32 protein-coding genes are annotated in these 18,353 nt (G+C 61.3%); 7 read left to right on the top strand and 25 right to left on the bottom strand.

From position 1 onward, the window contains the following. Positions 1-280 precede the first annotated feature (280 nt). Positions 281-973, top strand: coding sequence for a zinc ribbon domain-containing protein (locus tag CCR82_RS12545; protein ID WP_242513458.1), 693 nt, complete (start codon positions 281-283; stop codon positions 971-973). 516 nt (positions 974-1,489) lie between these two features. On the opposite strand, the gene CCR82_RS12535 is transcribed toward CCR82_RS12545, so the two are convergent. The 3 genes from CCR82_RS12535 to CCR82_RS12525 are packed head-to-tail and all read right to left on the bottom strand — an operon-like array spanning position 1,490 to position 2,647. After that, complete coding sequence (locus CCR82_RS12535; protein WP_201246141.1) at positions 1,490-1,726, bottom strand: type II toxin-antitoxin system HicB family antitoxin; 237 nt, start codon at positions 1,724-1,726, stop codon at positions 1,490-1,492. Then, a complete protein-coding gene (locus CCR82_RS12530; protein ID WP_201246140.1) occupies positions 1,710-1,955 on the bottom strand; it encodes a type II toxin-antitoxin system HicA family toxin in 246 nt (81 codons plus the stop codon). The genes CCR82_RS12535 and CCR82_RS12530 overlap by 17 nt, the downstream gene beginning before the upstream one ends. Then, positions 1,952-2,647 carry a cytidylyltransferase domain-containing protein gene (locus CCR82_RS12525; protein ID WP_201246139.1) on the bottom strand — a complete coding sequence of 232 codons (696 nt, stop codon included), beginning with the start codon at positions 2,645-2,647 and terminating at the stop codon, positions 1,952-1,954. Before CCR82_RS12525 ends, CCR82_RS12530 begins: the two co-directional genes overlap by 4 nt. Before the next feature lie 98 nt (positions 2,648-2,745). Here CCR82_RS12525 and CCR82_RS18960 point away from each other — a divergent pair, with 98 nt between their 5' ends. After that, positions 2,746-2,874 (top strand): hypothetical protein, encoded by a 129-nt coding sequence (locus CCR82_RS18960; protein WP_276570573.1) that lies wholly within the window; start codon positions 2,746-2,748, stop codon positions 2,872-2,874. A 14-nt stretch (positions 2,875-2,888) separates the two neighbouring features. Here CCR82_RS18960 and lhgD read toward each other — a convergent pair whose 3' ends face one another. The 3 genes from lhgD to CCR82_RS18955 are packed head-to-tail and all read right to left on the bottom strand — an operon-like array spanning position 2,889 to position 5,099. Then, positions 2,889-4,082 (bottom strand): L-2-hydroxyglutarate dehydrogenase, encoded by a 1,194-nt coding sequence (gene lhgD, locus CCR82_RS12520; RefSeq protein WP_201246138.1) that lies wholly within the window; start codon positions 4,080-4,082, stop codon positions 2,889-2,891. Between the two features lie 10 nt (positions 4,083-4,092). Then, the gene (locus CCR82_RS12515; RefSeq protein ID WP_338073165.1) at positions 4,093-4,788 is read right to left on the bottom strand and encodes a DegT/DnrJ/EryC1/StrS family aminotransferase; all 696 of its coding nucleotides are present in this window, start codon (positions 4,786-4,788) and stop codon (positions 4,093-4,095) included. A gap of 35 nt (positions 4,789-4,823) precedes the next feature. Next, on the bottom strand, positions 4,824-5,099 hold the full coding sequence (locus CCR82_RS18955; RefSeq protein WP_276570572.1) for a DegT/DnrJ/EryC1/StrS family aminotransferase: 276 nt from the start codon (positions 5,097-5,099) through the stop codon (positions 4,824-4,826). A gap of 97 nt (positions 5,100-5,196) precedes the next feature. Between CCR82_RS18955 and CCR82_RS12510 the strand changes: the two genes are divergently transcribed. Continuing rightward, positions 5,197-5,514, top strand: coding sequence for a hypothetical protein (locus CCR82_RS12510; RefSeq protein ID WP_201246137.1), 318 nt, complete (start codon positions 5,197-5,199; stop codon positions 5,512-5,514). Positions 5,515-5,530: 16 nt separating this feature from the next. On the opposite strand, the gene CCR82_RS12505 is transcribed toward CCR82_RS12510, so the two are convergent. The 9 genes from CCR82_RS12505 to CCR82_RS18765 form a co-directional block, all read right to left on the bottom strand. Next, a complete protein-coding gene (locus CCR82_RS12505) occupies positions 5,531-5,812 on the bottom strand; it encodes a formyl transferase (protein WP_201246136.1) in 282 nt (93 codons plus the stop codon). Positions 5,813-5,820: 8 nt separating this feature from the next. Then, a complete protein-coding gene (locus CCR82_RS12500; RefSeq protein WP_201246135.1) occupies positions 5,821-6,213 on the bottom strand; it encodes a formyl transferase in 393 nt (130 codons plus the stop codon). A gap of 67 nt (positions 6,214-6,280) precedes the next feature. Continuing rightward, positions 6,281-6,889: a hypothetical protein gene (locus CCR82_RS12495; protein ID WP_201246134.1), complete on the bottom strand. Its 609-nt coding sequence runs from the start codon at positions 6,887-6,889 to the stop codon at positions 6,281-6,283. Then, the gene (locus CCR82_RS12490) at positions 6,879-7,109 is read right to left on the bottom strand and encodes a hypothetical protein (RefSeq protein ID WP_201246133.1); all 231 of its coding nucleotides are present in this window, start codon (positions 7,107-7,109) and stop codon (positions 6,879-6,881) included. The genes CCR82_RS12495 and CCR82_RS12490 overlap by 11 nt, the downstream gene beginning before the upstream one ends. A gap of 8 nt (positions 7,110-7,117) precedes the next feature. Next, positions 7,118-7,594, bottom strand: coding sequence for a hypothetical protein (locus CCR82_RS12485; protein ID WP_201246132.1), 477 nt, complete (start codon positions 7,592-7,594; stop codon positions 7,118-7,120). Between the two features lie 189 nt (positions 7,595-7,783). Further along, positions 7,784-8,332 (bottom strand): UDP-4-amino-4,6-dideoxy-N-acetyl-beta-L-altrosamine N-acetyltransferase, encoded by a 549-nt coding sequence (pseH, locus tag CCR82_RS12480; protein ID WP_201246131.1) that lies wholly within the window; start codon positions 8,330-8,332, stop codon positions 7,784-7,786. Positions 8,333-8,350: 18 nt separating this feature from the next. Continuing rightward, positions 8,351-8,590: a CCDC90 family protein gene (locus tag CCR82_RS12475; protein ID WP_201246130.1), complete on the bottom strand. Its 240-nt coding sequence runs from the start codon at positions 8,588-8,590 to the stop codon at positions 8,351-8,353. Then, positions 8,591-9,850, bottom strand: a complete 1,260-nt coding sequence (pseG, locus tag CCR82_RS12470; RefSeq protein ID WP_201246129.1) for a UDP-2,4-diacetamido-2,4,6-trideoxy-beta-L-altropyranose hydrolase — start codon at positions 9,848-9,850, stop codon at positions 8,591-8,593. After that, positions 9,847-10,296 (bottom strand): DegT/DnrJ/EryC1/StrS family aminotransferase, encoded by a 450-nt coding sequence (locus CCR82_RS18765; RefSeq protein WP_242513457.1) that lies wholly within the window; start codon positions 10,294-10,296, stop codon positions 9,847-9,849. The genes pseG and CCR82_RS18765 overlap by 4 nt, the downstream gene beginning before the upstream one ends. A gap of 19 nt (positions 10,297-10,315) precedes the next feature. Here CCR82_RS18765 and CCR82_RS12460 point away from each other — a divergent pair, with 19 nt between their 5' ends. Further along, positions 10,316-10,654 carry a DUF6364 family protein gene (locus CCR82_RS12460; protein WP_338073164.1) on the top strand — a complete coding sequence of 113 codons (339 nt, stop codon included), beginning with the start codon at positions 10,316-10,318 and terminating at the stop codon, positions 10,652-10,654. After that, complete coding sequence (locus CCR82_RS12455) at positions 10,651-11,073, top strand: type II toxin-antitoxin system VapC family toxin (protein ID WP_201246128.1); 423 nt, start codon at positions 10,651-10,653, stop codon at positions 11,071-11,073. Before CCR82_RS12460 ends, CCR82_RS12455 begins: the two co-directional genes overlap by 4 nt. A 281-nt stretch (positions 11,074-11,354) precedes the next feature. Here the strand turns inward: CCR82_RS12455 and CCR82_RS12450 are convergent, their stop codons facing one another. The 10 genes from CCR82_RS12450 to pseB all read right to left on the bottom strand — a co-directional run bounded on the left by CCR82_RS12450 (position 11,355) and on the right by pseB (position 17,349). Further along, complete coding sequence (locus tag CCR82_RS12450) at positions 11,355-11,744, bottom strand: helix-turn-helix domain-containing protein (RefSeq protein WP_201246127.1); 390 nt, start codon at positions 11,742-11,744, stop codon at positions 11,355-11,357. A 133-nt stretch (positions 11,745-11,877) separates the two neighbouring features. Beyond that, positions 11,878-12,591: a PIG-L family deacetylase gene (locus CCR82_RS12445; protein WP_201246126.1), complete on the bottom strand. Its 714-nt coding sequence runs from the start codon at positions 12,589-12,591 to the stop codon at positions 11,878-11,880. Then, a complete protein-coding gene (locus CCR82_RS12440) occupies positions 12,567-12,938 on the bottom strand; it encodes a pseudaminic acid biosynthesis-associated methylase (RefSeq protein ID WP_201246125.1) in 372 nt (123 codons plus the stop codon). The genes CCR82_RS12445 and CCR82_RS12440 overlap by 25 nt, the downstream gene beginning before the upstream one ends. Beyond that, positions 12,874-13,230, bottom strand: a complete 357-nt coding sequence (locus tag CCR82_RS12435; protein WP_201246124.1) for a class I SAM-dependent methyltransferase — start codon at positions 13,228-13,230, stop codon at positions 12,874-12,876. The genes CCR82_RS12440 and CCR82_RS12435 overlap by 65 nt, the downstream gene beginning before the upstream one ends. Before the next feature lie 36 nt (positions 13,231-13,266). Continuing rightward, on the bottom strand, positions 13,267-13,962 hold the full coding sequence (gene pseF, locus CCR82_RS12430) for a pseudaminic acid cytidylyltransferase (RefSeq protein ID WP_201246123.1): 696 nt from the start codon (positions 13,960-13,962) through the stop codon (positions 13,267-13,269). Then, on the bottom strand, positions 13,959-14,426 hold the full coding sequence (locus tag CCR82_RS12425; protein WP_201246122.1) for a DUF29 domain-containing protein: 468 nt from the start codon (positions 14,424-14,426) through the stop codon (positions 13,959-13,961). Before CCR82_RS12425 ends, pseF begins: the two co-directional genes overlap by 4 nt. 13 nt (positions 14,427-14,439) lie before the next feature. Further along, positions 14,440-15,612: a UDP-4-amino-4,6-dideoxy-N-acetyl-beta-L-altrosamine transaminase gene (gene pseC / locus CCR82_RS12420; protein ID WP_201246121.1), complete on the bottom strand. Its 1,173-nt coding sequence runs from the start codon at positions 15,610-15,612 to the stop codon at positions 14,440-14,442. Continuing rightward, positions 15,612-15,860, bottom strand: a complete 249-nt coding sequence (locus CCR82_RS12415; RefSeq protein WP_201246120.1) for a DUF2442 domain-containing protein — start codon at positions 15,858-15,860, stop codon at positions 15,612-15,614. Before CCR82_RS12415 ends, pseC begins: the two co-directional genes overlap by 1 nt. Next, positions 15,844-16,086 carry a DUF4160 domain-containing protein gene (locus CCR82_RS12410; protein ID WP_201246119.1) on the bottom strand — a complete coding sequence of 81 codons (243 nt, stop codon included), beginning with the start codon at positions 16,084-16,086 and terminating at the stop codon, positions 15,844-15,846. Before CCR82_RS12410 ends, CCR82_RS12415 begins: the two co-directional genes overlap by 17 nt. Before the next feature lie 3 nt (positions 16,087-16,089). Beyond that, positions 16,090-17,349 carry a UDP-N-acetylglucosamine 4,6-dehydratase (inverting) gene (gene pseB, locus CCR82_RS19140; protein ID WP_201246118.1) on the bottom strand — a complete coding sequence of 420 codons (1,260 nt, stop codon included), beginning with the start codon at positions 17,347-17,349 and terminating at the stop codon, positions 16,090-16,092. 190 nt (positions 17,350-17,539) lie between these two features. Between pseB and CCR82_RS12400 the strand changes: the two genes are divergently transcribed. Then, positions 17,540-17,845 (top strand): glycosyltransferase family protein, encoded by a 306-nt coding sequence (locus tag CCR82_RS12400; protein WP_201246117.1) that lies wholly within the window; start codon positions 17,540-17,542, stop codon positions 17,843-17,845. A 39-nt stretch (positions 17,846-17,884) separates the two neighbouring features. After that, positions 17,885-18,259 (top strand): Rpn family recombination-promoting nuclease/putative transposase, encoded by a 375-nt coding sequence (locus CCR82_RS12395; protein ID WP_201246116.1) that lies wholly within the window; start codon positions 17,885-17,887, stop codon positions 18,257-18,259. Positions 18,260-18,353: the final 94 nt, after the last annotated feature.

The following is an 18,353-nucleotide window of genomic DNA, read 5'->3' as shown; positions in this document are numbered from 1 at the left end:
GACCCTTGCGACCATGCCCTGCTCTCAGACCCCGGTGGAGTGTTCGCGCCTAGCCATCGTCAGCGCGACTACTGTTGCCTTCCGCCTTTTGAACAACGTCGGCTCCACACCGCTTCTTTCGAGGCTCTATCACACGGCCTAGCCGCCCCCTGTGTACGCTTCGCAGGCGGGGTCGCCCCCGCACCACGCAACACTCGGTTCCGGTGGATGGCCAGTCCTTGCCGGTTCGGGACTCTCACCCGGCGGGTCACGACAAGAGGTTTCCGATTGCTCAACTCATTTGGCGTTCTTCCTCCTCTTCCAGGCTTTGCCTGGCGCAATCAAAGCCAAGTACCAGCGCCGTTCTAAACTGCGCGCCATCGCTAACCACACCCGCAACCCGCGCAAGCGCCAGCACATCCGTCGATTCAATCTCGGGCGCAAGAAGCTGGATCGACAGATGGACAAAACCCATGCGTGCATCCGCGACACGGTCTTTCAGGCGGTCCATCAGGTCGTCGATAAAGCGGCTGTGATCGCCACAGAAGACCTCACCGCCCCGATGGCAGGCAAGTCCTTCGGCAAGAACATCAATCGCCGGCTTGCGAGCTGGACGAAAGGGGTGATTGCCGAAGCGCTTGACAGCGTTTCAAGCCGCAGAGGTTCTGCGGTCGTTCTGGTCAATCCGGCCTACACATCGCAAATGGATTCCCGAACCGGTTGCCTTGAGGGTAAACGGCAAGGGGATCAATTTTACTGTTCCGACGGGGTTGTGTTGCAGGCGGACCAGAATGCTGCGCGAAACGTGCTGGCACGGTTGGTCGACCCGGACATTGAGCGGTTCACCCCGTTCAAGCGGGTCAAGGCGATCTTGCTGGAACGGACTGAGCGCCTCCGGTTGGGACTGCTCAACCAGGACTCCAGTTGCTCGCCCGGTCACACCCGGGTGCTATCAACGGAGAGCGAATCACCGAATGAGCACTTTCGAGTATGAAATTCGGAACAGCAAGCCATGTCCGTTATCAAGACCAACATCATGCGCTCCCATGACGTCTACTTCCGCGAGAGCTTCACCCGGCGCGAGATCGCGCAGGACTTCCTGCGCCAGCACCTGCCGGCTGGGCTGCTTGAGGAGACCCCATCATGCAGACGTTTATTGATCGGTATATTGAGCAGGGCCGCGAGCAGGGCAAAGCCGAGATTCTGCTGCGCCTGATGGAGCGCAAATTCGGCCCCGCCGATGCCCGGCTACGTCAGTAGATCCAAGAGGCCGATGCCGAGACGCTGCTGGAGTGGTCCGATCGCATCCTTACCGCTGAGACGCCGGAGGCCGTGTTTCATTGAGCCTTGTCGCCAGCCGAAGCCCAACAGGTGATGCTTCGCCACCCGCACGCCTGGTTGCGCGAACAAGGGCGGCCGACGCCAATACGCTGACTGCAAACTAAGGCCAATTCACTTTCCGAAAATACCAATCTTGTCGCCATCGTCACTAACCTTGGTAGTGCCCTCATCAGCAGGATAAGCACGCGGTAAGTCCCTGGGGTTTGGCTTTTGGCTCTGGATAGGAGCGATTCATATTTGCACAAGCCTCTAGCCAAGAGGCCATGGCAAAGTTCATCTCGTGCAAGGCTTCTTGTTGAGTTTCGCCAAATGCGGAACAGCCTGGCAAATCGGGCGCGATGGCAATGAAACCCTCGTCTTCATCGCTCCAAAAAATCTCCACCAAGTATTTATTTGCCGGGTTCATACTTTTCCACCATTTCAATCAATTGTCTGGCTTGATAGGCTTTGATGTAACCTGCCCGGTTCTGAAAATTCAGCAGGGTTGACTCGCCAAAACGCCCATAAGTTCGATGAGAGCCTTGTCCGCCCTGGCATTCAAAACCTAATGCTTCAGCAATTCGGCAGGCATCTTCGAATCGGACTCCCTTTGGATTGGCTCGCAACGCGGCCATGCGTTTGTCGCGTTTGGTCATGCAACCGTCTCCCGTTTGGCCCACTCGTTGTTTGCTAACCGTAATGTTGCGGCTTGGCGCCAGGTGATCTGGTCGCCCGCTTGTTGCAGGATTGCGGCAATGGCGTCGAAATCGGCTTGGGTCTCGACCGAGAGCTGGATCTCGCCGAATGGCTCATCGCTGGCGAAGTTCTGGATGCGGTACTGATCCGGGTGCCGGTAGAGGTAGCGGGTGACGTGCTCTTGGTCCGCGACGTCTTGCATCTTTTGGAGCGCGTCGGCGAGGGCTGCGGTGCGGACGATTTCGACCGACTGCCCCTTGGGGAAGGTGCGTTGTTGGGTGTTGGTGGTGAGATCGGCGTTGCCCGTGGCGTGGAGTGCGATGACCTGATCGACGAGGGCGGGATCGATGAGCGGGCTGTCGGCGCAGATGCGCAGGAAGGCATCGGCCCGCGCGCGATGGGCACAGTCGAGGAAGCGTTGGGCAACATTGTTGAGCGGGCCACGATCGTAGGCGATGGCTTGCGCGCGGCAGTCGTCGCAGATGGCGTCGTCGCTCGGATCATCGGAGGTGGCGACGATGATCTGGCTCAGGTGGCGGGCGCGTGATAGTCGGTTGTAGACGCGTCCGAGCATGGGTTGACCGGCCAGTTCGCGCAGGACTTTGCCGGGTAACCGCGCTGAGGACAGGCGGGCTTGGATGATGGCTAACATGGCTTGTCTCGCGACTTATCCGGAGGGCGTTGTGTCAGCAAGCCTGGGGTCATCGCTCGATGAGCCTGCTTGATGAGCCTGCTTGATGAGCCTGCTTGATGAGCCTGCTTGATGAGCCTGCTTGGGCTGAGGTGGCTGCCGCCATCGGTGTCATCATTCGCCTTGATGGCAAGATTCAGCTGTGGCGCCAGCTTGCAACGGGAGTGGATCGGTTGTCTGGATCTTAGGTGCGAGCTTGAAACTATAGAATCCTGGACACCAGAGACTGCGCGAACGGGATGGCGCAGGTCAAGGCCGGGGAGACGGCGTTGAGCACATGGACGCTCTTGGCATCGCCCTCGATGACGAAGTCCATCACCAGTCGATTGGTCTTGCGCTCGACGAGCTGGGCACGTATGCCCGGCCGACCGCGCTGATGGAAGCCCATGGCCTCGGCGCCATGCAGAAGGGTCGCGGCCTCAGCCACCATGTAGGATCGATGCTGTTTGCGCAGTTCTTGGCGGGCGAGGGCGCGGAAGTCATTGCGGTTGGTGGCGAACATGAACAGCTCGCGACGGGCGATCTCCAGCAGCTCTGAGAGGCGAAACCGGCTCAAGCCTGCATAGTGCTCGCGCCAGAGCGCGGGGAGGGCGGTGGGGCCGATCTTGGTACGGCCATCCAGGGTGCGGGTGAAATGAATGCCAAGAAACGGCTGGCGCAGATCGGGCACCGGATAGAGGTGAGTACGGAGAGGCTCGGTGCCAGGGTCGGCATAGCGGTACAGGCCCTTGAACGGCAGCAGACTGTACGCCCGACCAAAGCCGACGTCATGCGCAATCCGGTCGGCGTAGAGGCCGGCGCAGTTGATGACGGTACCGGCCTGGAGGCGCTCGGAGCCAGCCTGGATGCGGTTATCCCCCAGATGGGCGCGATACGGATGATTGCACAGCAAGGTACCGCCGGCGGCGATGACATCGGCCTGCTGCGCGGCCAGCAGTTGCATCGGATCAACACTGGCTGTGGAAGGGACGAAGAGGGCATGGCCGAAGGTCCGCGCACGCGGTTCCAGGGCGCGGGTCTCGGTCTCATCCAGGCGCTGGACCTCGACGCCATTGACGCGCCCGCGCTGCTCGAGGGTGGCCAGGCGCGCGTGCTCCTCGGCATCGCGCGCGACGATGAGCTTGCCACAGCGCTCCAATGGCAGGCCGCGCTCGGTGCAGTACGCCTGCCAGGCGGCGTTGCCGTCGCGGGTGAAGCGCGCCTTGAGGCTCTCGGCGCTGTAATAGATGCCGCTGTGCAGCACCCCGCTGTTGCGGCCGCTGGCGTGTTGGCCGAGGCGGGGTTCTTTGTCGATGAGGGTCAGGCGTGCGCCAGGGTCGCGCTGCTGGAGGGCGCGGGCGACGGTGAGGCCGATGATGCCGGCGCCGATGATGAGGTAGTCGACTGATCGGTTCAAATGCCAAGGCCTAGCAGGGTGTTGCGACGGTCGCGGATGAGATGATCTGAAGAATTCGGCTGATGTCGCGATCGCTCAGCGCTGGATAGATGGGCAGGCAGATGACGCGCTTGGCGGTTTCGGCAGCGACCGGTAGGTCGGTGGAGTGGGCCGAAGGCAGACCAGGGTACATGGGGAATTTCGTGATCAGCGGATAGAAGTAGCGACGGCCATGTATGCCTTGGGCCATCAGGGTGTCGTGGAGTTGATCGCGGCTCGGGGGGTAATCGTCCTCGACCAGGATGGGGAAGTCGGCATGATTATCCAATACTCGGCTGCCCCGCGCGAGTGGGTGGAGGCCGGGGATCGGCCTGAGCGCTTCGCGGTACTGGCCATCGATGGCATGCCGGCGCACGAGCGCTTGGTCGATGTGTTTGAGTTGCAACAGTCCTAATGCGGACTGCATCTCGTTCATTTTGCCGTTGATGCCGCTGGCGACCACGGTAGTCTCGCCGACGAAGCCAAAGTTCTTCAGATGGTCGATGTGCTGCTTGGTCTTATCGTCCGGGCAGATGATGGCGCCGCCCTCGCAGGTGTTGAAGACCTTGGTGGCGTGGACGCTGAGCACCGAGAGGTCGCCATGGCGCAGGATGCTGCCGCCTTGGTCCTGCACGCCGAAGGCATGCGCGGCATCGTCGATGACCTTGAGGTTGTCGTTGTCGGCGATGGTCTGGATGGCCTCGATGTCGCAGAGTTTACCCCCTACACATGCACCGGCAAGAGGGCGGTGGTGCGCGGGGTGATGGCGGCTTCGATGCGGTTGGGGTCGAGGTTGAGCGTGTGCGGGTCGATGTCGACGAACACCGGCTGAATCTCGTTCGAGAGCAGGGTATGCGCGGTGGCGACGAAGGAGTAGGGCGTGGTGATGACCTCGCCGGTGATGCGCAACGCCTGCAGCGCGGTGAGCAAGGCTAGGGTGCCGTTGGCGAACAGCGCCAGGTGCTCGACGCCCAGATACTCCGCGAGCGCCTGCTCCAACGGGTTGTGGAACCGGTGAGCAGCAGATCCCGTTTCGCCTGCGCCTGAAGGCCAATGCGCGCATCCCTCGCTCCCGCTCGGGCGAAGAGAGGCCCAGTTGCTCCGTGAGTTTCAAGATCTGCAGGTCCATGAGCAGCGTGTGCTGCGCAAGCCGCGTTGGCTCTGGGGGCAGTCCCTGTACCTGAGCGCCACGCGCCTAGAAGACTGCGAGTGGCTGCTCATCGCCAGTGATGCCTATGCCGCTCAATCTCTGCAGGAGTATGCCGATTGCTGGACTATCGGTATCCTAGCAACACTCTTTTCAAGAGGAAGAAAAATGGAACTCATATACAAGAACGATCAGATTAAAGCAACGCTCCGTCGCCTTATCAACGATTATTCCGACATTTGCTTTGCAGTTGCATGGATTTCTTGATTTCTTGATTTCTTGATCAGTGGGGCATGGCATCCTTCCGATAGAGTACGAAGGTACCGACGAGGCGGTCCTGTTCGAGCTGCACGCGGGAGAACCCCATTCGATGTCCATGAAGATCCAGAAAGGCGCGCGGGTAGCCTTCTGCGTCGAGCATGCGGATGAAGTCGAAGAAGTCGTTCAGGCTTTGGATCGGCGCTTGACTCAGATTGCTGTCTGCTGGCCTGCGGCGCTGGAAGATCACCGGCTCGCCCTGCTGCGGCTGCGGTTCGGGAGCTTCGCGGATGATGGTCTCGATCATCGTTTCGATCAGGCCGGCGGCGCGCAGGAAGATCTCAGATGCTGGGCCTTCCAGGCATAGCGGGCGCTTGAGGTAGATCGGGCCGGCGTCAAGTTCCGCAGGGCGGTGAGCACGGTCTCCCGATGGCCGCGCTGTATCAGGTTCTGCAACGGGCTGCCGCCGCGCCCGTAAGGCAGATCGGTCATGTGGAAGATGACGCATTCCCAGCCCTCGTGGATGGTCGCGGGGATCAGGTAAGACCAGTGCGGGAAGAAGACAGCGCGCGGGGCGATCTCGCGCAAGCGCTCGGGGGTGAGGTCTTCTTTGCGGGTAATCAGGTGAAACGGCTGACCGGTGCGCTCGGTCAGGCGCTTGGCCATGTTCTCGTTCCAGGGGCGGGAGGTGGCGAGTACGAAGGTCATGATGATCGACGCTGCTGACGTGCTCCTCGACCGTTTTGCAGGTACTGGATCAAGTCGGTTTTTTCGCCTAGACGTTTGCGGTTTGTAATAACAGCCAAGTCAGTCCCAGTGACAGCGCCAATCCGTTGAGTGCCAGCACCGTCAGGATGAATGACCACCGGCGAATGGAACGCTGCCGCGCGCGTGCCTGCAAGCGCGGTTCGGCTGCGGCGAATTCGGCCAGCATCGCCCGCAGTATCGGTAGCTCTTCCGCGCAGCGGTCGTCATAACGCCCGCGCTCCAGGTAAGCGCCCTCGCTGGCGCGCGCACTGAGCAGCCGTTGCTGCACTTTATGCAGGGTTGTGAGCTGGCGCGGATACTCTGGCAAGACGTCCAGTACATCCTCGCAGGCGCGAAAACGCTCGCGGTAGCTGTAGGCCTGATCAAGCAAGGTCAATAAGGTTGCCTCGGTTGCATCATAGATGGCCCGACGGGCATGATTCTCTGCACGCTGCCAGTCTGCGGCATCCGGCTCCTCGGCGCGCAGTGCCCGTACCAAGTGATAGGCGACATAGCGCAGCTCGTTCAACGCCGGAATCGACAGCTCCTGATTGAGGGTCTCGGCCTCTTTCAGACGCTGCTCGGCGGTCTCAAAGAGGTCCGCCAGGCGCGCTAACCGGGTCTCATCAATCGTCAAAGCGATAGGTGCTCAAGCGAGCAGCGCGCGCACGTTGCTGCTCAGCCGTGGTGTAACGCCCTGATTGCAACAGGACATTGCCTCGCGCCAGTGCAGCAACCCGTTGTCGAATGGCCCATTCCTCGCCGCGTGCCTGCCGCGCTTGAATGCGCATCAGGGCGCGCAGGTTATGGAACATGGCTAACAGGAACAGCGCTGTGGCGAGCGCGATGATCAACATCAGTATCGTCATATCAGGAAAGTAGGATATCTTGGCTGCGCTCGTAGAACGCGCAAAAAGAGATAGGTTTTTGTCATCAGGGCATAACAGGTGGTCATGCCCGTGACCGTGAGCGTGATCAGGGTCAAGGCTGAGGTTTCCAGTTGTGCCCCGTTGATGGCCAGCGCCATCGCCAAGGCAACCACGAGCGTGAGGATCATGAGCGGATAGAACACAAATGCGGTGACGATCCAAAGCCCCATCGGCGTTGGCTGCGCATCGCTGGCAGCCTCGAACCAGAAATCCAGCGTCAGGCCGATGGTCACGGCCACTGCAAAGAACAGCAACACACCATCGCGCATGACACGCTCGATGCCCAGCGGTTGTGCCGTCAGCCCTTCGTAAGCAAACACCAACCACAGCTGTAGCAGGCCAAACAGCGCGACCAGTAGCGACCAATAGAGACTTTTTCCGAAAGCAAGGGCCAACACTCGGACAGCTTCCATCTCCTCTCTCATGACGCTGTGATCAGGTTGCTGTGATCAGGTTGTCCTGGATGATCAACGGCATTGCCGGGGCCACGATTTTACGCGTTTTCTGTTGTCTGCGCATGAGTTGGCAATGTATTCGTCTGCTTTGAGAGGTGGAGCCTGTAGCGTTGGCGCTGCCAGTCAAAGAACGCCGGATACCGGTCGTTAGCTTTTCAATTCATCGAGTTGTACGATCCTTGCGCGCAACCGCTCGCACTGTTCAGGCCATTCGCTGGCGAGCAGGCCGAGGCGGACGATGTCGATGCGGTGGGCGCCGTCGTGGTGTTGCTCGCGGAAGCGGCCTTCTTCGCTGAAGCCGACCTTTTGGTGTAGGTGGAGCGAGCGCTGATTGTCGGCCAGCACCTCGCCATTGAGCTTATGGAGCCCGAGCTCAGTAAAGGCCAGATTCAGCGCGGCGAACAGAATCCGCAATCCGGTGCCGGAGGGTGCCTCAGGCCGGGCATAGAAGCCCCAAAAGGCGCTGCCCTGCTCGGTGTCGATGTCGGTGAAGTAGACCACGCCCTGGGCGGTGCCGGTGTCATCCTGGAACAGGTACCAGCGGCGGCTGGGGTCGTGTTGCAGGCGCGCAAACCAAGCGCGGTGCTCGTCGAGGCTGATCTCGTGGTGGCTGAGCATCGCCCGGCGCACGGCGGGGGCGTTGCGCCAGGGGAGGATCAGTTCGAGGTCGGACTCGGTGAGCGGCTCAAGAGGCATGGGAAACGATTCCTCGGCTCAGAGCAGCTTGACCAGCGCGGAGACCAGTACCGCCTGGGCGAGCAGGAGACCGGCAATCCATTTGATCAGATCGCCCTTTGCGCTCTCGATCTCGGCGCGCAGATAATCCTTGGTGACGATCTCCTCGCCGATGGCTTCGCGGAAGGCCTCGGCAATGGCTTCCGCCTGGTCCTCAGGCAGATTGGCGCGCCGGAGCGTTTGGATAAATCGGTGAGTGTCGAAAGCGGTGACGCTCATTCAGGGCATCCTCGTTGTCTGGGATCGTTGCATCGCCAAGCTGACCCGCCGTGCGCCGTTGCCATCGACGCATGCAGCGCTTACTGCTGATAGCCGTTGACGCTGCTGTGCATCGTTGCGCAAGGTTTGGACGGCGTCGCGAAGCCGCTCAACCGTCACGACATCTTGGTGGCCAAGATACGCGATCACTCCCGCTGCAGCCAGCGCTTCGCAGGCCGGGCGCTGGTTCTCGGCGATGCTGATGACCAGGCTGGGTAGGCCGAGACAGCAACGCTCCCAGGTGGTGGTGCCGCCGGCGCCGATGGCGAGATCGGCCTCGGCCATGAGGTTGGCAAGGTGCGGGCGCGGCGGGTGCAGTTGGGTGTTGCCTCTTCTTTGCGCCAGCGCGGTGAGCCGTTCCCGATGCGGATTGTTGGCGCCGATGACCAGGTCGACACTGAGCGCGGAGAGGGCGGGGGCGCTCAGGGCCTCGAGCGCGCGACCGCTGAGATCGTCCGGGTCGGTGCCGCCGAAGAAGATCAGCACGCGGCGCACTGGTTGTTGCTCGAGTGGATCGGGTTCGTCTCCCTGAGCCGCGACCACGCTGGGGATCGGGCTGGTGTAACGGCAGCGCTCCAACCCTTGCCGGGTGGCGGCGTACTCCGGCCGCAGCAGGGCGTAGCTTGGGCCGAGCAGGCATTGGGCGCTGGCCGGCAGCAGGCCGGCGTAGCGTGCCTCGGCCTCCGGGGCGAGGTTCTGGTCGAGCAGCAGGTCGCAGTCGTGGCGGCGGTTGGCGAGGTCGTCGATGACCAGGATGCGAACGATGGCGGGTCGCAGGCGCTGTTCCCAGGTGGCGTCGAGGGCGTAGTGGTCGACGATGAGCCAATCGGGCTGTTGCTGAGCGGCCGGCTTGGCGTGTGCGCTGGCTGGTGAAGGGCGTTTGGGCGCTGTCTTGCTGGGCGAGTTATCGCTGGGTTCTGTTTCTTTGCGCCCTGTCGGGTTGGTCAGGGCGGCTAGGGTTTCGGCGGCGTCCTGTGCTTGGCTGACGCCGAGCCAGGCGGCATAGTCGGCATCAGCGGCAGGTTTATCGGGGGGCGCGGGTAAGGCGCTGACGCGATAGCCATCGGCGCGTAAGGCGTCGATCTGGTGGCCCGGATGGGCGCGGCAGATGAAGTGCAACGAGGCGCCTTGCTCCTGCAGCGCCTGCGCGAGGGTGCGGCAGCGCGCGAGGTGGCCGAGGCCGATGCGGGCGGAGGCGTCGGTGCGGATGGCGATGTTCATTGCAACTGTCGCGCCAGCACAAAAGCCTCTGCGGCCACACAGCCGACAGTGGCGCCGCGCCAGCGGGCCAGGTGCTCGACGCCTTGGCGCGAGCGTGGATGCGGCCAGTCGCGCAGCTCTTCGGCGTAGGCGTCGAGCGCAGCGCCTGGAAGCTGTTGGCGCGGGTTGCGCCGGCGGCGACTTGGATCGGGTACAGGTGCAGCGCTGAGCGGTGTTTGGGGTCTTGCTTGATAGGGCGTGCGCACCGGCAGCTCGGCAAGCCGCTGATCATAGCGCTCGGCCAGGGCCTGTCGGCGGGCGATGTAGTCATCGATGCGCTGCAGTTGGCTGAGTCCGAGCGCGGCTTGGATGTCGGTGATGCGGTAGTTGTAGCCCAGCTCGATCTGTTGATAGTACCAGGGTTCTGCTGGTGGGCTCAGCGCGGGTGAGTCGGGATCGTTTTGCATCCGCGCCGGGTCACGGGTGATGCCGTGGCTGCCGCTTGACGGCTCAACCGGTGACACGTACTCTTTTGAAGAGCTATTACGTATCCTAGGGTCCACCATGAACACAAAGCTCACCCTCAGTATGGATAAGTTGGTTGTCGAGCGCGCGAAGCAAGCAGCACGCGCCCGCAACACCAGTGTCTCGGCCATGCTCGCCGGACTCGTCTGCGGGCTCGATGCGCTGGACCATTCGCATCATGCGGACTTCATCGGTCCGCTGACTCAGAGCGCGACCGGGTTGGTCGATCTGGATGCCAGCCACTCGGACGCTGATCTCCTCAGTGAGGCGCTCTGGGAACGCTACAGCGAGACCCAATGAGGATCTTCGTCGACACCAATCTGCTCCTCGACGTCCTCGCGCAGCGCAAACCCTTCTATAGGGCGGCCGCCCGCATCTGGACGATGGCCGAGACGGGCGCTTGCGAGGCATTCATCTCTGCCATCAGCTTCAACAATGTCTTCTATATCGTTCGTAAGGCGCGCGATACGGCCGCCGCACGCCGGGCACTGATCTTAATGCGTGATAGCTTTGCCAGCGTCGCTGCGGACCAGCGCATCCTGAACCAGGCCATCGACTCAAAGATTCCCGACTTCGAGGATGCCATCCAGTTCTACAGTGCACTCCACGCGCGCGCTGACTATCTGATAACGCGCAACGCCGGCGATTTCCCGACCGGAATCCTGCCGATCCTGACTCCCGATGAATTCCTCGCGTTGCTCAATCCCGAACAAGTGTGACCCGTCCCCGAAAACCCCCGATAGCCTTCGGCCCGTAATGCGTCGATCTGGTGGCCCGGATGGGCACGGCAGATAAAGTGCACAAAGGCGCCTTGCTTGCGCAGCGCCTGCGCGAGCGCGCGAGGTGGCCGAGGCCGATGCGGGCGGAGGCGTCGGTGCGGATGGCGATGTGCATACCGGGCAGACCCAACTATCTGACTGTTGAGGGCGGGTCCCTAAAGGTCCGATCCGGCAACAGCATCGGACCAAATTTATGTCGGCTGCTCACTGTCAGAATCTGCTCACGGATGGCCGCGTAGAGAGAGCCGGCAGCTTCCATTGCCGCTGCGTTTATCATGATGCATATCCTCATGCATCTGATGAAGCTCCCAAGGCTGTGCCGCGCGAGGCTGATGCGTCTTGCGCAGTATCACGTCGAAGTCCAAGCCAAGCGCCGACGTCACCTTGAACAAGGTCCGAAGTGTCAGGTTACCTTCGCCTGAAAATACCCGACTGATACGACTCGGCTTCCAATTGAGGTCACGAGCGAGATCGGCTTTGCTCTTGCCACTCTCAGCCAAGGCACGCGCCAACGTCATCCCGATATCTTGTGCCTTGATCTCAAACTGAAAATCTTGGTCTTGAAAGGCCTGATCCCATAGGTCAGCCAGATTTTCTTGTGTGTTAGTCATCGTTGGTCATCCCGTCTAGCAGAGTCACCAACTGCCAAGCACCCTGCTCCTGGAGCGGTTCAGGTTCTGGGATGCCGATGGCGGCAAAATCGATCCGTCGAAGTCGCATGTTAACTTTTATGGCAACCCGAGGCTAGTCCAAGTTCCTCGCCAGCACAAAGGCCTCTGCGGCCTCACAGCCGACAGTGGCGCCGCGCCAGCGGGCGAGGTGCTCGACGCCTTGGCGTGAACGCGGATGGGGCCAGTCGCGCAGTTCCTCGGCGTATGCGTCGAGCGCGGCGAGCTTCTGCTCCAGCGTGGCGCTGATGTCGACGAACCAGTTGGGTGCGAAGACGGCGCCAGAGCCGGGCGGCTGCCATTCGGTGCTGGAAGGAACCTCAAAGCTGAGGATGGTCTGCACCGGGTGTCCGCGTTGTGGGCGGCAGGAGGTGATAACGGCTTGGTGGACGCGCTGATGGTCGATGTTGAGATCGCCGGCATGGTGGGTGAGGACCATCGACGGGCGGTGCTGGGCGATGAGGGCTTCGATGCGTTGAGTGATCTCGAGCAGCGGAATGCTGTCGAGGCGGTTGTCGGGGAGGTCGTCGAAGCTGACTGAGGTGGCGCCGAGGATGTTTGCTGCGCGACGGGCCGAGTTACGACGTTGGTCAAGGGCTTGATGATCGACTGGCGATAGGCTTGCGTCGGTCTCGCAGCGTGCGCCGACGCCATCGGCTAGGAACGTGAGATGCACCGCTGTACCGCTGGCAGCGAGCTTAGCGACGGTGCCACCACAGCCAAGCACTTCGTCATCGGGGTGTGCGGCGATGACGAGGACCGCTCCTAGGCGCGTTGCAGTAGGAACCACGTTATATCGTCCTGTGGGAACATCGGATCGCGATGGTAGACGAAGCCATAGTCGATAAGTTGTAGATCAGGAAAGCGATCGAGCATTTCGCCGGCAAAATCGCGCTTGAACAACCGATCTTGATGCCCTCGGTAGGGGATTGAAACGGGAGTTTGATTGTAATACTCTGCAATGAGGATGTAGCGCTTGGATGATTGATACAATTTGTCGTAAACACCAGCGAGCTGCTCTGGTGCGATATGAATCAGCACACCTTTGATCAGGGTGAGATCAACGGGTTTTTCAGGCGAGAAGTCTAGGATCGACGTATGATGAATCTGCCCCCCCAGTGCTCTGCATCCAGTCATGCAGTATCGAGACTGCATCGGCATTAATCTCTACTGCGGAAAGGGCTGCATGCGGAAGTAGTTGGCGGATTGATCGCAGGTTGAGGCCGATATTGGCTCCAAGCTCACAGCAGGAGTTGATCTTGCTGGCACGTTTTAATGCATGGCTGAAGAAGGCGAGGTTACGTGCAAGTGTTTCCTCTCCACGATTGCGTTCGATATAATCAGTTCCGAACTGGCCAGCCCAAAATGCTTCTTGTGCTGTTTGGTAACGATCGGGATTTTTGATGTTGTTATTGGCTGAGTCTGTCATCTCAGATTTCCGCAGAGTGTTGACGCTTTCATGGTTTTAGCTTTCATTGGAATTTAGGATCTCCTGCAGTAATTCCGCCCGGTGCCAATCATCAGTCGTATCGATGTCTTGCACTCGCCAACGTGGCAGGATGAGCGGGATGCTATGGCGATCGAAAATCTTCAGTTCTTGCGTCCAGGCGTTGGGCCGGCCCCAGTAGAACTGGGCCGCATCATGCAACGCTTCGGGCAGATCCTGCGAGCGTTTGCTGAAATGCTCCGGGAAGAACATCTCAACTCCACCGTCGTCGGCCTGCCGGAAGGAGCGAAAGATTGGCGAGGCGAACGTGGTGGCGGTGAAACAATACGCCCACTGGCCGGCCTGTAAGTGCTGAAGGCCTGCTCTCAGGTCCACTGCGCGGACAAAAGGGGCCGTTGCATAGAGGCAGCAGACCGCATCGAGCGTCCAACCAGCGTCCTGCGCCCAGCGCACCGCGTGGGCGATGACGGCGGTGGTGCCGGCATGATCGTCGGAGAGCTCGGCAGGTCGACGAAAAGGCACTTCAGCGCCTTGAGCTTCGGCGACGGCGGCGATCTCGTCATCATCGGTCGAGACGATGATGTGCTCGAATAAACCTGTTTGCTGTGCGGCAATGATTGACCAAGCGATCATCGGCTTGCCGCAGAAGTCGCGGATGTTCTTGCGCGGGATACGCTTGCTGCCGCCTCGGGCGGGGATGACGCAGAGGTTCATTGCGAATCAGGCCAAAATTCAGAATCGAGGACGTCTTGTGCCGAGTAGGGGCAGGTGTCAGGGAACTTCGTCGGTGTCAGCCCGGTCTCGCGGGATGCGCCGCGTCGGGCCTTGGGGTACGCATAGTCCAGATATTCGCTAACCAGCCGGCGCAGCGATGGGCTTTGGCGCAGCAGGCTGTCAAGCTGATCACGTTGCTCGTCAATGGTGCCGATCCAATTCGAGGAGCGCTGGTCGGGCTGATACTGCCATTTCAAGAGGTGGAGCAAGAGCACCTTGAGTCGGCTTTCAAGTTCGCGGCGTTCACTGGCACCTAAGGTGTCGAGCTCCTCGGCAATATGCTCCATATCGGCCTCGGCCCATTGACCCTGGCGCAGGAGTTGCGCCTGCTGTTCGGTCCAGGCATGGAAATCGTGCGCGTAAGGGGTGGTTTGGCTGCTGGTCACTGTCTTCGCTAAATCCATCTGATGGGCTCCATCAGTCGATGATTCGCTGAAGTGCGGCAACGATCCCATCCTGCTGTGCCTCGGTCATCGCGGGATACAGCGGTAGGCTAATGGTCCGCTCATAGTAGACCTCTGAGACCGGGCAGTCTCCGGCTTTGAAGCCGAGCCGCTGGAAGTCAGGCTGTGTATGGACCGGAATATAGTGCACGTTCACGCCGATGTCAGCGTCGCGCAGGGCCTGGAAGGTCTTAGCGCGCGTGGTGTGATCGGCGACTTGGATCGGGTACAGGTGCAGCGCCGAGCGATGTCTGGGGTCTCGGTACGGCAGCCGCACAGGCAGGTCCACTAGCAGGCGATCGTAGCGCTCGGCCAGCGCGTGGCGGCGGGCGATGTAGTCATCGAGCCGCTGCAGTTGGCTGAGTCCGAGTGCGGCTTGGATGTCGGTCATGCGGTAGTTGTAGCCGAGCTCGATCTGTTGGTAGTACCAGGGTTCTGCTGGTGGGCTCAGCGCGGGTGAGTCGGGATCGGTTTGCATCCGCGCTGGGTCGCGGGTGATGCCGTGGCTGCGCAGGCGGGTCATGCGCTCGGCTAGCTCGGGGTCATTGGTGGTGGCTAGGCCGCCCTCGCCGGTGGTGATGAGCTTGACCGGGTGGAAGCTGAAGACGGTGATGGAGCTGTGGCGGCCGTTGCCGACGGGCTCGCCATCGCAGCGCGCGCCGATGGCGTGGGAGGCGTCTTCGATGATCTTGAAGCCGTAGCGCTCGGCTAGGGCGGCGATGGCGGGCATGTCGCAGGGCTGGCCGGCGAAGTGCACAGGGATGACGATCTTGGGCAGCGTGCCGGTCTTGTCCGCTTGCTCGAGCTTGGTGCTCAGGGCCTCGGCGCTGAGGTTGTAGGTGCGCAGGTCGATATCGACAAAGTCGACTCGGGCGCCGCAGTAGCGGGCGCAGTTGGCGCTGGCGACGAAGGTGTTGGGCGAGGTCCAGAGCCAGTCGCCGGGGCCGAGATCGAGCGCGCGGCAGGCGAGGTGCAGGGCGCTGGTGGCGCTGTTGACGGCGACGCCATTGGCTGCGCCAACCTTGGCGGCAACGGCTTGCTCGAAGCGCGGTACCGCTGGGCCTTGGGTGAGGAAGTCCGAGCGCAGCACGGCCTCGACCGCGGCGATGTCGGCCTCAGTGATGTCTTGGCGACCGTAGGGGATCATCAAGCGACTTGGCGACGACGGTGCGTGAGATCGCCTTGACCCGCAAGGAGCCCCTCGATGGAGATGTCTTCATCCAGCGCATCCCAGTGAATGCCTCTGGTGCTGAGTTCATACTCGGCGAGCTGTTGAGCTGTGGCGGCGAGCAAACGGGGGAACCAGACTAAGGGAACGCCCAGGGTGCGGCCGTCTGCAAGCTCGACCCAAAGATTGTCGGTGTCCGTCCAAGCGCGATTAGGCGAAGTATTCATTCCAGGCCCTCAAAAAGCGTTCTCGATGTTGTCTGACCAGGCGTTCGATGCGCCGCAGGCTGGGCGCGTCGAAGCCATCATTGCGTGCCAGTTGCACATCGGGCGTCAACCAGAATTTCGCTTCGATACCGGTGCCGCGGACATGGATATGCGCCGGCTCGCGCGGATGGCCTTCGTTGGCATAGAAGAAGCATTTCAATCCATCGTCACGCAAGATCACGGGCATCTGTTAGACCGTAAAGTTGGGGTCCAGATGCTCGCGGATCAGCGCGCGCAGTTGCTCGACGCTGAGGAAGTCTGGGTTGGTGCCGCTATTGTAGGCGAAACCTTCCGGAACTAGGTGACCGCCGTAAGCGTCGATGTAGCGCTCGGGGCTGTTAGGGCCGGTCATGGGCAAGATGGCGAAGTAGCGGCCAAGGTCAACGGTGTGGAAGCTGTCGCTGGCGGTGATCATCTCCTCGTGGATCTTCTCGCCGGCGCGGATGCCGATGACGGGATGCTCGCAGTCCGGGCCGATGGCCTTGGCGACATCGGTGATGCGATAGCTCGGGATTTTGGGCACGAAGAGTTCACCGCCCTGGGCGTTGTTGAGCGCCCAGCGCACCATGTCGACGCCTTGCTGCAGGCTGATGTTGAAGCGGGTCATGGACGGATCGGTGATCGGCAGCACGCCGGTATGGCGGCGCTCAAGGAAGAAGGGGATCACCGAGCCGCGGCTGCCCATGACGTTGCCGTAGCGGACGGGATGCTCGCAGTCCGGGCCGATGGCCTTGGCGACATCGGTGATGCGATAGCTCGGGATTTTGGGCACGAAGAGTTCACCGCCCTGGGCGTTGTTGAGCGCCCAGCGCACCATGTCGACGCCTTGCTGCAGGCTGATGTTGAAGCGGGTCATGGACGGATCGGTGATCGGCAGCACGCCGGTATGGCGGCGCTCAAGGAAGAAGGGGATCACCGAGCCGCGGCTGCCCATGACGTTGCCGTAGCGGACCACGGCGAAAGTCAGTTCGCGGTGACCTTTAACGTTGTTGGCGGCGATGAACAGCTTGTCCGAGCAGAGCTTGGTGGCGCCGTAGAGGTTGACCGGCGCGGCAGCCTTGTCGGTGGACAGCGCGATGACTCGTTTGACGCCGCTATCGAGACAGGCCTCGATCAGGTTCTGGGCGCCGAGGATGTTGGTCTTGATGCACTCGAAGGGGTTGTACTCAGCGGCCGGCACCTGCTTGAGCGCGGCGGCATGGATGACGGTGTCGATGCCTTCGAGCGCGCGATGGAGACGTTTGTGATCGCGCACATCGCCGATGAAGTAGCGCAGTCCGGGATAGTCCGCAGTGCTGAACACCTGCTCCATCTCGTACTGTTTCAGCTCATCGCGGCTGTAGACGACCAGGCGCTGGATGTGCGGATGCTCGGCCAACACGGTCTTGACGAAGGCCTTGCCGAAGGAGCCTGTGCCGCCGGTGATCAGTAGCCCTTGGATCTGGTGCATCTGTGTCTCCCGATGTCCCCCGAGGGTGTTCCAAGTCTGCCGCAGTGGGGGATTGCGCAAGGCGTTGAGCTTAATCGACCTTGCCTGTGTTTGCCTCGGCTGATGTGGCTTGTGGTTGCGCTGGGGCAAGGTTGGGTGACTCCACGCCCCCCTGCGTCGCGCCGCCCATGTCGACAACGCGATCGACGTCTTGCTCACCACGGCCGCAGACTCGGTGGTCTCGGTCACCGAGGAGATCGAGCCCATGTTCGCTCACGGTCGCTCGGGCCTGGAACTGCTCAATCCCGGCCGCTTTCAGCCGTTGGTCTACGAGCGCGAACGCCTGTTTCGCGTCAATGGCGCCGTGCTCGGCGTCTGGACCGAGGTGTTGCACACCGGCAGTCTATTCGGCGAGAGCGTGGCCTCGGTCGAGATGTCGAAAGAGGACAGCCAACAAGTCAAGGGCCGCGACGATTGGGCGGCGCTGTTGGCGCGCTTGAGTGCGGCCGGAGGCTGATGCTCGCGGTCTCGGCCCAATCCGGATACAGTCGCTGCCATGGATGAGATTAACAATCCCCACGATGTCTACTTCCGCGAGAGCTTCACCCGGCGTGAGATCGCGCAAGACTTCCTGCGCCAGCACCTGCCGGCTGAGCTGCTTGAGGTGGTGGATCTCGACAGTCTGGAGATCAGCAAGGACAGCTACGTCTCCAAGGAATTGCGCGCGTCGTATTCTGATCTGGTCTATCGGCTGCGATGGCGTATGCCCGATGAGGCTGATCCGGCGGCGCCTGAGCAGGCATCGGCGCAAGGTGATCGTCATTCAGCACCAGCGCCACCGCCGTCAGCAGGGCAAGGCGAAGCCGCGCAGGAGACGGCCTGCTCACAATCACTGCGCTATTGTCCAGCCATTTGTAATCCAGACAACTAACGCATCTGGTCTATAATTAAAGCAGGCGATCAGACCACCCTGCGGAGGATATCATGGCCAACGAGTGGATGAACGATGCCCGCAAGATTCCGGA

It is taken from the genome of Halochromatium salexigens, from assembly GCF_016653295.1.
GTDB classification, from domain to species: domain Bacteria; phylum Pseudomonadota; class Gammaproteobacteria; order Chromatiales; family Chromatiaceae; genus Lamprobacter; species Lamprobacter salexigens.
Note: the sequence above shows the minus strand (reverse complement) of the source record. Positions and strands in the feature narration are given on the sequence as shown.

Excerpts from the sequence above, each read along its gene's own strand:
- CCR82_RS12535 (WP_201246141.1), bottom strand. The coding sequence starts at position 1,726 with ATGAACCCGGCAAATAAATACTTGGTGGAGATTTTTTGGAGCGATGAA.
- CCR82_RS12530 (WP_201246140.1), bottom strand. The coding sequence starts at position 1,955 with ATGACCAAACGCGACAAACGCATGGCCGCGTTGCGAGCCAATCCAAAG.
- CCR82_RS12525 (WP_201246139.1), bottom strand. The coding sequence starts at position 2,647 with ATGTTAGCCATCATCCAAGCCCGCCTGTCCTCAGCGCGGTTACCCGGC.
- CCR82_RS18960 (WP_276570573.1), top strand. The coding sequence starts at position 2,746 with ATGAGCCTGCTTGATGAGCCTGCTTGGGCTGAGGTGGCTGCCGCCATC.
- CCR82_RS12505 (WP_201246136.1), bottom strand. The coding sequence starts at position 5,812 with ATGATCGAGACCATCATCCGCGAAGCTCCCGAACCGCAGCCGCAGCAG.
- CCR82_RS12500 (WP_201246135.1), bottom strand. The coding sequence starts at position 6,213 with ATGACCTTCGTACTCGCCACCTCCCGCCCCTGGAACGAGAACATGGCC.
- CCR82_RS12490 (WP_201246133.1), bottom strand. The coding sequence starts at position 7,109 with ATGTTGATCATCGCGCTCGCCACAGCGCTGTTCCTGTTAGCCATGTTC.
- CCR82_RS12485 (WP_201246132.1), bottom strand. The coding sequence starts at position 7,594 with ATGGAAGCTGTCCGAGTGTTGGCCCTTGCTTTCGGAAAAAGTCTCTAT.
- pseH (WP_201246131.1), bottom strand. The coding sequence starts at position 8,332 with ATGCCTCTTGAGCCGCTCACCGAGTCCGACCTCGAACTGATCCTCCCC.
- CCR82_RS12475 (WP_201246130.1), bottom strand. The coding sequence starts at position 8,590 with ATGAGCGTCACCGCTTTCGACACTCACCGATTTATCCAAACGCTCCGG.
- pseG (WP_201246129.1), bottom strand. The coding sequence starts at position 9,850 with ATGAACATCGCCATCCGCACCGACGCCTCCGCCCGCATCGGCCTCGGC.
- CCR82_RS18765 (WP_242513457.1), bottom strand. The coding sequence starts at position 10,296 with ATGCAAAACGATCCCGACTCACCCGCGCTGAGCCCACCAGCAGAACCC.
- CCR82_RS12460 (WP_338073164.1), top strand. The coding sequence starts at position 10,316 with ATGCCGTGGCTGCCGCTTGACGGCTCAACCGGTGACACGTACTCTTTT.
- CCR82_RS12455 (WP_201246128.1), top strand. The coding sequence starts at position 10,651 with ATGAGGATCTTCGTCGACACCAATCTGCTCCTCGACGTCCTCGCGCAG.
- CCR82_RS12450 (WP_201246127.1), bottom strand. The coding sequence starts at position 11,744 with ATGACTAACACACAAGAAAATCTGGCTGACCTATGGGATCAGGCCTTT.
- CCR82_RS12440 (WP_201246125.1), bottom strand. The coding sequence starts at position 12,938 with ATGACTGGATGCAGAGCACTGGGGGGGCAGATTCATCATACGTCGATC.
- CCR82_RS12435 (WP_201246124.1), bottom strand. The coding sequence starts at position 13,230 with ATGACAGACTCAGCCAATAACAACATCAAAAATCCCGATCGTTACCAA.
- pseF (WP_201246123.1), bottom strand. The coding sequence starts at position 13,962 with ATGAACCTCTGCGTCATCCCCGCCCGAGGCGGCAGCAAGCGTATCCCG.
- CCR82_RS12425 (WP_201246122.1), bottom strand. The coding sequence starts at position 14,426 with ATGGATTTAGCGAAGACAGTGACCAGCAGCCAAACCACCCCTTACGCG.
- pseC (WP_201246121.1), bottom strand. The coding sequence starts at position 15,612 with ATGATCCCCTACGGTCGCCAAGACATCACTGAGGCCGACATCGCCGCG.
- CCR82_RS12415 (WP_201246120.1), bottom strand. The coding sequence starts at position 15,860 with ATGAATACTTCGCCTAATCGCGCTTGGACGGACACCGACAATCTTTGG.
- CCR82_RS12410 (WP_201246119.1), bottom strand. The coding sequence starts at position 16,086 with ATGCCCGTGATCTTGCGTGACGATGGATTGAAATGCTTCTTCTATGCC.
- pseB (WP_201246118.1), bottom strand. The coding sequence starts at position 17,349 with ATGCACCAGATCCAAGGGCTACTGATCACCGGCGGCACAGGCTCCTTC.
- CCR82_RS12395 (WP_201246116.1), top strand. The coding sequence starts at position 17,885 with ATGGATGAGATTAACAATCCCCACGATGTCTACTTCCGCGAGAGCTTC.